General features: G+C 62.2%; 7 protein-coding genes. 6 read left to right on the top strand and 1 reads right to left on the bottom strand.

The features are described from left to right. The first annotated feature begins 92 nt into the window (after positions 1–92). The 6 genes from B5E67_RS14825 to B5E67_RS14800 all read left to right on the top strand — a co-directional run bounded on the left by B5E67_RS14825 (position 93) and on the right by B5E67_RS14800 (position 5,381). Positions 93–1,463: a subtype B tannase gene (locus B5E67_RS14825; RefSeq protein ID WP_087385868.1), complete on the top strand. Its 1,371-nt coding sequence runs from the start codon at positions 93–95 to the stop codon at positions 1,461–1,463. A gap of 94 nt (positions 1,464–1,557) precedes the next feature. Then, the gene (locus B5E67_RS14820; protein ID WP_087385867.1) at positions 1,558–3,036 is read left to right on the top strand and encodes a UbiD family decarboxylase; all 1,479 of its coding nucleotides are present in this window, start codon (positions 1,558–1,560) and stop codon (positions 3,034–3,036) included. After that, positions 3,029–3,601 carry a UbiX family flavin prenyltransferase gene (locus B5E67_RS14815; protein ID WP_087385866.1) on the top strand — a complete coding sequence of 191 codons (573 nt, stop codon included), beginning with the start codon at positions 3,029–3,031 and terminating at the stop codon, positions 3,599–3,601. The genes B5E67_RS14820 and B5E67_RS14815 overlap by 8 nt, the downstream gene beginning before the upstream one ends. Continuing rightward, on the top strand, positions 3,598–4,092 hold the full coding sequence (locus tag B5E67_RS14810) for a transcriptional repressor (protein ID WP_242957047.1): 495 nt from the start codon (positions 3,598–3,600) through the stop codon (positions 4,090–4,092). Before B5E67_RS14815 ends, B5E67_RS14810 begins: the two co-directional genes overlap by 4 nt. 28 nt (positions 4,093–4,120) lie before the next feature. Further along, positions 4,121–4,684 carry a 6-carboxytetrahydropterin synthase gene (locus B5E67_RS14805; protein ID WP_087385865.1) on the top strand — a complete coding sequence of 188 codons (564 nt, stop codon included), beginning with the start codon at positions 4,121–4,123 and terminating at the stop codon, positions 4,682–4,684. 232 nt (positions 4,685–4,916) lie between these two features. Continuing rightward, positions 4,917–5,381: a hypothetical protein gene (locus B5E67_RS14800; RefSeq protein WP_087385864.1), complete on the top strand. Its 465-nt coding sequence runs from the start codon at positions 4,917–4,919 to the stop codon at positions 5,379–5,381. 304 nt (positions 5,382–5,685) lie between these two features. On the opposite strand, the gene B5E67_RS14795 is transcribed toward B5E67_RS14800, so the two are convergent. After that, positions 5,686–6,960, bottom strand: a complete 1,275-nt coding sequence (locus tag B5E67_RS14795) for an SLC13 family permease (RefSeq protein ID WP_087385863.1) — start codon at positions 6,958–6,960, stop codon at positions 5,686–5,688. Positions 6,961–7,606: the final 646 nt, after the last annotated feature.

Raw genomic sequence — 7,606 nt, 5'->3', positions numbered from 1 at the left:
AAATCTACGCTGAGTGCCGCTTGAAAAAGTGATGAAATGCTTGAGCCGTATGACGGGAAATCTGTCACGTACGGTTCTTAGGCGGGAAAGCGGTGGTAACACCGCCGACCCAGCCGATTCTGTATGTGCCGGAGGATTATTACGCCGGCGCGCAGCACAACGGCTATACGCTGCACACCGCCCCCATCTTTATGCCCAACACGGTGGGCGGCTATCTGCCCGGGCCGGCAGACTGCCCGGGACCGGACCGGTTCGGCCGTCCCAATGCGGTGCTTTGTGCGCTGGCACACGGCTATGTGGTGGCGTGCATCGGCGTGCGGGGCCGCACTTCCGGCCACCGGAACGCCGAATTTTTTGAAGGTTCCAAAACCATGGCCCAGCAGAAGGAAACCGGCCGCAGTGTGGGCAAAGCGCCCGCATTCGCGGTGGACATGAAAGCGGGCATCCGCTGGCTGCGCAAAAACCGCGCCCTGATTCCCGGCGACCCCGAAAAGATCATCACCAGCGGCACCAGTGCGGGGGGCGCCCTCTCCGCTCTGACCGGCGCCAGCGGCAACAGCCCGCTGTATGCCGCCGATCTGGCCAGGATCGGTGCCGTCGAGGAGCGGGACGACATTTTCGCCGCCAACTGCTATTGCCCCATCCACAATCTTGAAAACGCCGATGCGGCCTACGAGTGGATGTTCTGCGGCCACGACGATTTCAGCACGCTGCGGATGAGTGTAAAAGACGGCCAAATCGTTCAGAAAGGCACTTCCGGCACCCAGACGGAACAGCAGAAACAAATCTCCCGGGAACTGAAAGCCCTGTTCCCCGCCTATCTCAACCGTCTTCACCTGAAAACGGCGGACGGCGCGCCCCTGACCCTGGCGGCCGACGGAACCGGCAGCTTTCAGGATGCATTGAAAGCCGCTGTGATGCAGTCCGCCCAGCAGGAGCTGGACACCCACACGACCGCCCAAAACCTCTCCTGGCTGGCTGTCGAGGGCAGCCGGGTGGAGAGGCAATCGTATCTGTCCATCGCAAACGGGCAGGTCGTGGATCTGGACTGGGACGCCTTTGTAAGCGCCATTGTGCGGATGAAAACGGCGCCGGCGTTTGACGCGCTGGATCTCGGCTCACCGGAAAACCAGGAATTCGGCACCGAGACCATCGACCGCCAGCATTTCACCCCCTACAGCCAGGCCCACGATACCGCAGGCGGAACCCTGGCCGACCCGGCGCTGATCGCCCAAATGAATCCGCTGACCTTTATAGGCAGGGCAGACACGGCGCCGCACTGGCGGATTCGCCACGGCGTCTATGACCGGGACACCTCCCTGGCCATCCCCTTTATTTTGCAGACGGTTTTAAAAAACCACGGCTGTGACGTAGATTTTGCGCTTCCCTGGGGGCTGCCCCACAGCGGCGACTATGACCTGAAGGAGCTGTTTGGCTGGATCGACCGGATCTGCGCAGAATAAGGGCCTGCATCACCGAAAAACTCCCCCGCTGCACAGAGCGCTGACGCGCATCTGACGGAGGGAAACCGTTCACCTGGAAAGGAAAAAGATATCTATGGATCATCGCACCGAAATTTTGGATTTGCGCACAGCCCTGGAGGTTTTGCGCCAGACCCCGGGCCAGCTGGTGGAGACCCGGGTGGAAGTGGACCCGGCAGCCGAGCTGTCCGGCGTCTATCGCCATGTGGGCGCCGGCGGCACCGTCATGCGGCCCACCACCGTGGACGGACCGGCCATGCTGTTCCACAACGTCAAAGGCCATCCCGGCTGCAGCGTCGCCATCGGGGTGCTGGCCAGCCGGGCCAGGGTCGCCAGCCTGTTCGGCTGCAAAAAGGAAGAGCTGGGCCACCTGGTCCAGGCCTGTGCAGCCCATCCCATCCAGCCGGTGGTCATCACCGGGCCGGCCCCGGCCCAGGAAGTGGTCCATCTGGCCTCTGACCCCGACTTTGACCTGAACCGCCTGATCCCCGCCCCCACCAATACGCCCCTGGACGCCGGCCCCTACATCACGCTGGGGATGTGCTATGCCACCCATCCCGACACCGGCCGGTCGGATGTGACCATCCACCGGATGTGCATCCAGAGCCGGGACGAACTGTCCATCTTTCTCCAGCCCGGCAGCCGCCACATCGGCGCCATGGCCGAGCGGGCCACCGAACTGGGACAGCCGCTGCCCATCTCGGTCTCCATCGGGGTGGACCCCGCCATCGAGGTGACCGCCTGCTTCGAGCCTCCCACCACCCCCCTGGGCTTCAATGAATTGTCCATTGCGGGCGCCCTGCGCCAGCGTCCGGTGGAGCTGGTCCCCTGTCTGACCGTGAAGGAACACGCCATCGCCAACGCCGAATACATCCTCGAGGGCGAAATCCTGCCCGGCAGCAACCATGTGGTGGAGGACCAGAACACCCGCACCGGCTTTGCCATGCCGGAATTTCCGGGCTACAACGGCCCCGCCAGCCACGAATGCTGGCTGCTCAAGGTCAAAGCGGTGACCCACCGCAGAAACCCCATCATGCAGACCTGCATCGGCCCGTCGGAAGAGCACGTCAACATGGCGGGCATCCCCACCGAGGCCAGCATCCTGGGCATGATCGACAAAGCCCTGCCCGGCAAGGTTCTGAACTGCTACGCCCACCGGTCCGGCGGCGGCAAATACATGGCCGTTCTCCAGTGCAGAAAGACGGTCCATACCGACGAGGGCAAACAGCGCCAGGCCGCCCTGCTGGCGTTCTCGGCGTTCCCTGAGCTGAAACACGTGATTCTGGTGGATGAGGACGTGGACATCTTCGACACCAACGATGTCCTTTGGGCCATGAATACCCGGTTCCAGGGCGACGTGGACATCATCACCATCCCGGGTGTCCGCTGCCATCCCCTGGACCCCAGCTCCAACCCGGCCTGCAGCCCCTCCATCCGGGATATCGGGTGCAGCTGCAAGACCATTTTTGACTGCACCGTCCCCTTTGACCAGAAAAGCCGCTTCCACCGGGCGTCTTTCCTGGAAGTGGACCCGGAGAAGTGGCTGCATGGGTAAGAAACAGCGTTTGATTGTCGGGATGAGCGGGGCATCCGGCGCGCCGCTGACGGTGGAACTGCTGCGCCAGCTGTCCCTCTGCCCGGAGGTGGAAACCCATCTGGTGGCCACCCGCGGGGCGGAACTGACCCTCCGGCAGGAGTGCGGCATGACGCTGGACGATCTGAAACAGCTGGCGCCGGTATACCACGACAACGGCGACATCGGCGCCTCCATCGCCAGCGGCAGCTGCAAAACCATGGGGATGATTGTCTGTCCCTGCAGCATGAAAACCGTGGCGGGCATTGTCTCCGGCTACAGCGACAATCTGCTGCTGCGGGCCGCCGACGTCTGCCTCAAAGAGCGCCGCAGGCTGGTGCTGGCGGCGCGGGAATCCCCGCTTTCCACCCTTCACCTGCGGAATCTCTACGAGGCCAGCCAGCTGGGGGCCGTCATCCTGCCCCCCATGCAGACCTACTACAACCATCCCGCCACCCTGCAGGAAATGGTCTGCCACACCGCAGCACGGATTCTCTCCCAGTTTGACCTGGAGCGGGATTTGCCGGAATGGGAGGGTATGCCATGAGTTCCGAGTTTTGTTTTGCCTGCACCGTCCTGGGCGCGCCGCTGACAGCCCGTCTCCAGCCCCTGGACGGCGGGATGCGGGCCGAAATTTACGGCGGCACTCGCCCGCATATCGGGGCGGTCAGCATCGCCGGGCCGGACGGGAAGGTCTCAACCACCCAGTTCCCGGCCCACAGGGACGGCGTGGTGCTGGCCACGGTGTACAATAATCTCAACAGCCTGTGCCAGCAGGGCAAAATCCGCAAAATCAGCGTGGAGGGCTGTCCCGACCGGTACGACCGGAACACCCGCCACGACCATCTGGTCTGCCGCCGGTGCGGCAGCCTGGCGGATATCCATCTGGAGGACATCACCGCCCAGCTGGAACAGCAGACCGGCTTTGCCATCGACGGGTATGATCTGAAAATCCAGTACCTGTGCCCCCGCTGCCGGGCGGCCCAGGACAGCGGCCAAGACCGCGCCGAATCTGTACAGAAGTCTTCGGACCTGTAAATAAAACACATTGCAAGGAGGTTTTTACATGAGAAGCATTACAACGTTGGATCTGCAGTACGCGCACCGGTTTTATGGGTTCAAGGGCGAAGCCCAGTATCTCCACGGCCACACCGGCGTGTTGACCATCGAAGTGGAAGACACGGTGGAGCCCGGCGTCAACATGGTGTTCCCCTGCAACGAAATCCAGAAAACCGCCTGGTCTGTGCTGAAAAACTTTGACCACGCCCTGATCCTGCGCCAGGACGATCCCCTGCTGCCCGCCATCCTGAAGGTCTATGAGGAACAGGGCATCCGCAACGGCGCGCCCCAGAACCAGATGAAGGGTCCCGCCTTCCAGACCGAGCTGGCCACCGCCTATCCCGAGTGCCGGCTGGTGGTCACCAAGGAGACCATGACGGTGGAAGGGATGATTAAGATTGTCTACGACCTGCTGAAAGACAAGCTGAACATCGCCAAAATCACCTTCTCCAGCGGCGTCAACGCGGCCTCGCAGGAATTCACCCCCCAGAACGTCATTGACCGCTGCCCCCTGTGCGGCATCGCCCTGAACGAAAACGGCGTCTGCCCCAAGTGCGGCTATAAAAAGTAAGGCGTCCGCCCACTTTTCCGCCGCCTCCCGGCCCTAAAATCCCGGCGGCGCCCGCAAACCGGGTCCGCATCCGGCCGGGCGGCCTCACCCTCCATTCCCAATCCCCACGGGGAGCGCTGCGGCGCTCCCCTTTTTTGCTGCCCGGCGGATTCCGGTTGTTGACAATTCGCCCCGGCTGCTTTAAGCTTACAGCAACAGACATTCCCCCCTCACCCATCCAGGAGGTATTGCCATGCGTCCGAAATCCTTCTTCCTGGCCGCCGGTGCGGCGGCTCTCTGCATTCTGGGGGCGGCCTGGCTGTGGCTGTCCCGGCCCGCCGCGCCGCCGGCGTCCTCGGTGTCTTCTGGCCCGGCCTCCAGCGCGCCCGGCGTGGACAGCGAAGCCCCCGCCTCGTCCGAGCCTGCCGTCACGGTGATTCAGGATACCTTCGGCTTTGCCGGCCCCGACGGCAGCACCCTGCTGCTTCCCGCCCAGGCGGTACAGCCTCAGGACCCCCAGGCCATCGACACGGCGATGGGGGCCTGGGGAACCCTTCTGCCGGTGACCTGGGCCGGAACCCAGGACGCCGACAGTCAGGACACCGGCCGGTGGACCGCCGCCAATTTCGGCCACATGGCCGGGCAGCTGTACCAGGTGGAGGGCCAGGCCCTGCAGGAGCGGGAAGCCGTCTTCTACCGCTACACCTCCCCCGCCTGAGAGCGGGCGGACGGCCTCGACGTCCAATCAAGCCGCCGCGCCCGCGCAAAGCCAGGGCGTGCACACTCCCGGGAGGTCCCGCCAGGCGGTTTGTGCATCTGAAAAGCCCTTCCCCGCAAGTCCGCTCAGGGCGCCGGCCGGGCCGCTTCCCTCTCCCGCCGCCCGCAGACACCAACGACAGCGGCCCCTTCCCCAACCATGCAGAAAAGCCGGAGGCGAAATGCCTCCGGCTTTTCTGGTTTTTGCAGGTTTTTGCCGAGATGATTGCAGGGAAATGGGAATAGGTAAGAGGAGAAATGAGGAATCAGCGCATGGGGAAGATCAGCACCGCGCCGGCGGTCAGGGCCAGCAGGCGGATGAAGTACTGGGGGATGGTGAACTTCCAGAACTCGCCGATCTTGTAGTCGCCGGCGCCCATGATCATGGCGGGCATGCCGTCGATGGGCAGGAAGTGTCCGCACCAGCCCGAGATGACGATGGCGGCTGCCGCAGCGGTGGGGTCCAGGCCCAGGTTGAGGCAGGTGGCGATGGCCATGGGGGCAAAGACGTAGACGGTGCCGATGGTGGAGCCGGTGAGGGTGGCCAGGACGCTGGTGAGGATGCAGAACACGAAAATCAGGATGAAGGGGTTGACGTTGTCGCCCAGCATGCCGGCGACGGTCTCGCCCACCAGGTTGGTCAGGCCGGTGTTGCCCAGGGCATCGGCGATGCCGATGACACCGGCGCTCATGAGGATGATGGGGGCGCTGATGGCGTTGCGGATTTCGTTGAAGTCCATGATGCCGAAGATCAGCAGGCCGGCCACGGCCAGGCCGGTGATGGCGTAGCCCGCATCACCGATGGTGCTCTGGAGGATCATGCCCACGACGGCCACCACAAAGCAGATGTAGGTGATGATTTCCTTGTTCTTGGAGAGGGTGACCTGGTGGTTGTCGGCCGCGGTCTCCTGTGCGGCGGCGATGGGGTGGTCGGGCATCATCTTATAGGCCAGCAGGCACCAGGCCAGGAAGCCCAGGGACAGGGCCAGGTTGACGAACGAGAACTTGACCAGATCCACTTCCGCCACGGCGCCTGCACTTTGCAGGACCGCGATGACGATGCCGTACTGCAGGGCGGTATTGAAGGGCAGCAGCGGATGGTTGGCGGCAAAGCCGGCAGGCATCAGGACCTTGGAGGGGGGAAGGCTCTTGCTGTAGGGCAGGTTGGACAGCAGGCCGATGACCAGGACGTAGTATGCGGTGGAACCGGTGCCGAACAGGCTGCAGCCCAGCATAACAATCAGGATCAGCAGGACGTACGCCGCAAAGCCGCCCTTGCTGGCCATCTTGAAGATGGCGTCCTTGAACTTGACGATGAAGCTGGTTTTTTGCAGCGCCGCGATGATGGCCATGAAGGATGCCAGCATCACGATGGTGGAGTTGGAGAAGCCGCCGAAGGCGGTCTTGATATCGGTCACGCCAAATACCACCAGCAGCAGCAAAGCCAGCAGCGGCGGGGCGCCGAAAGGCAGTTTGTCCAGCATGATCAGGATAATCATGAAGACCGTCACAGCCAGAGCGATTATCATGGGTGTTGTCATTTGGGTTTAGCCTCCTTTTTTCAAACCTTGGTTCCGCATGTGCAGTTTGGGCATCCTGCACAGTTCGGTTTGATCTTGTGTCTAAATTATATCGGAAACACACGTGGTTTCACAACCAACACCCCCGCCCAAGCTGTTTCATCCGGCAACATTCTTCAAAGTTCGTTCAAATTTCCCTTCCCGATTCCGTTTCGTTCTGAAACATCTGCATTTTCGTGCATATTTGCCGCGTTTTGTCGTTTCAATGCGGAACGTTTGGCCTTCCGTCGGCCAAAACCGCCGGTCTTTTTTGCAGCGGTGTACTCTTTTCGGACAGGCAGCTTTGGCCCAGCGCGTCCAGTGGCAAGCACACCGAAGCGCGTCCAGTGGACGAAGCAGCGAGGCGAGGCTGGCTGCGCAGCCGAGGCGGAGCAGGGAGGGGCGGCTCTCTTGCGCTTTGCCGCTCTACCACTGACGACTTCTTTCTTTTTCCCTTTTGATCGCTCCGCTGGGGCCAGAGGGCCAGGGAGGGGGTTTCGACTCCCCCTCCCTAGGGTGTATCTGAAAACTCAAAAACGCCCAAAAAAGTGTTAAAAAGACAAGAAAAAGACATAAAAGGATTCTATCATAGGCAGTGCAAGGAAGTGATAGCATGACGATTCATCGT

This window comes from Faecalibacterium sp. An122, assembly GCF_002160895.1.
Classification (GTDB): Bacteria; Bacillota; Clostridia; order Oscillospirales; family Ruminococcaceae; genus Faecalibacterium.
The sequence above is the reverse complement of the archived record's forward strand: the minus strand, read 5'-3'. Positions and strand labels throughout refer to the sequence as shown.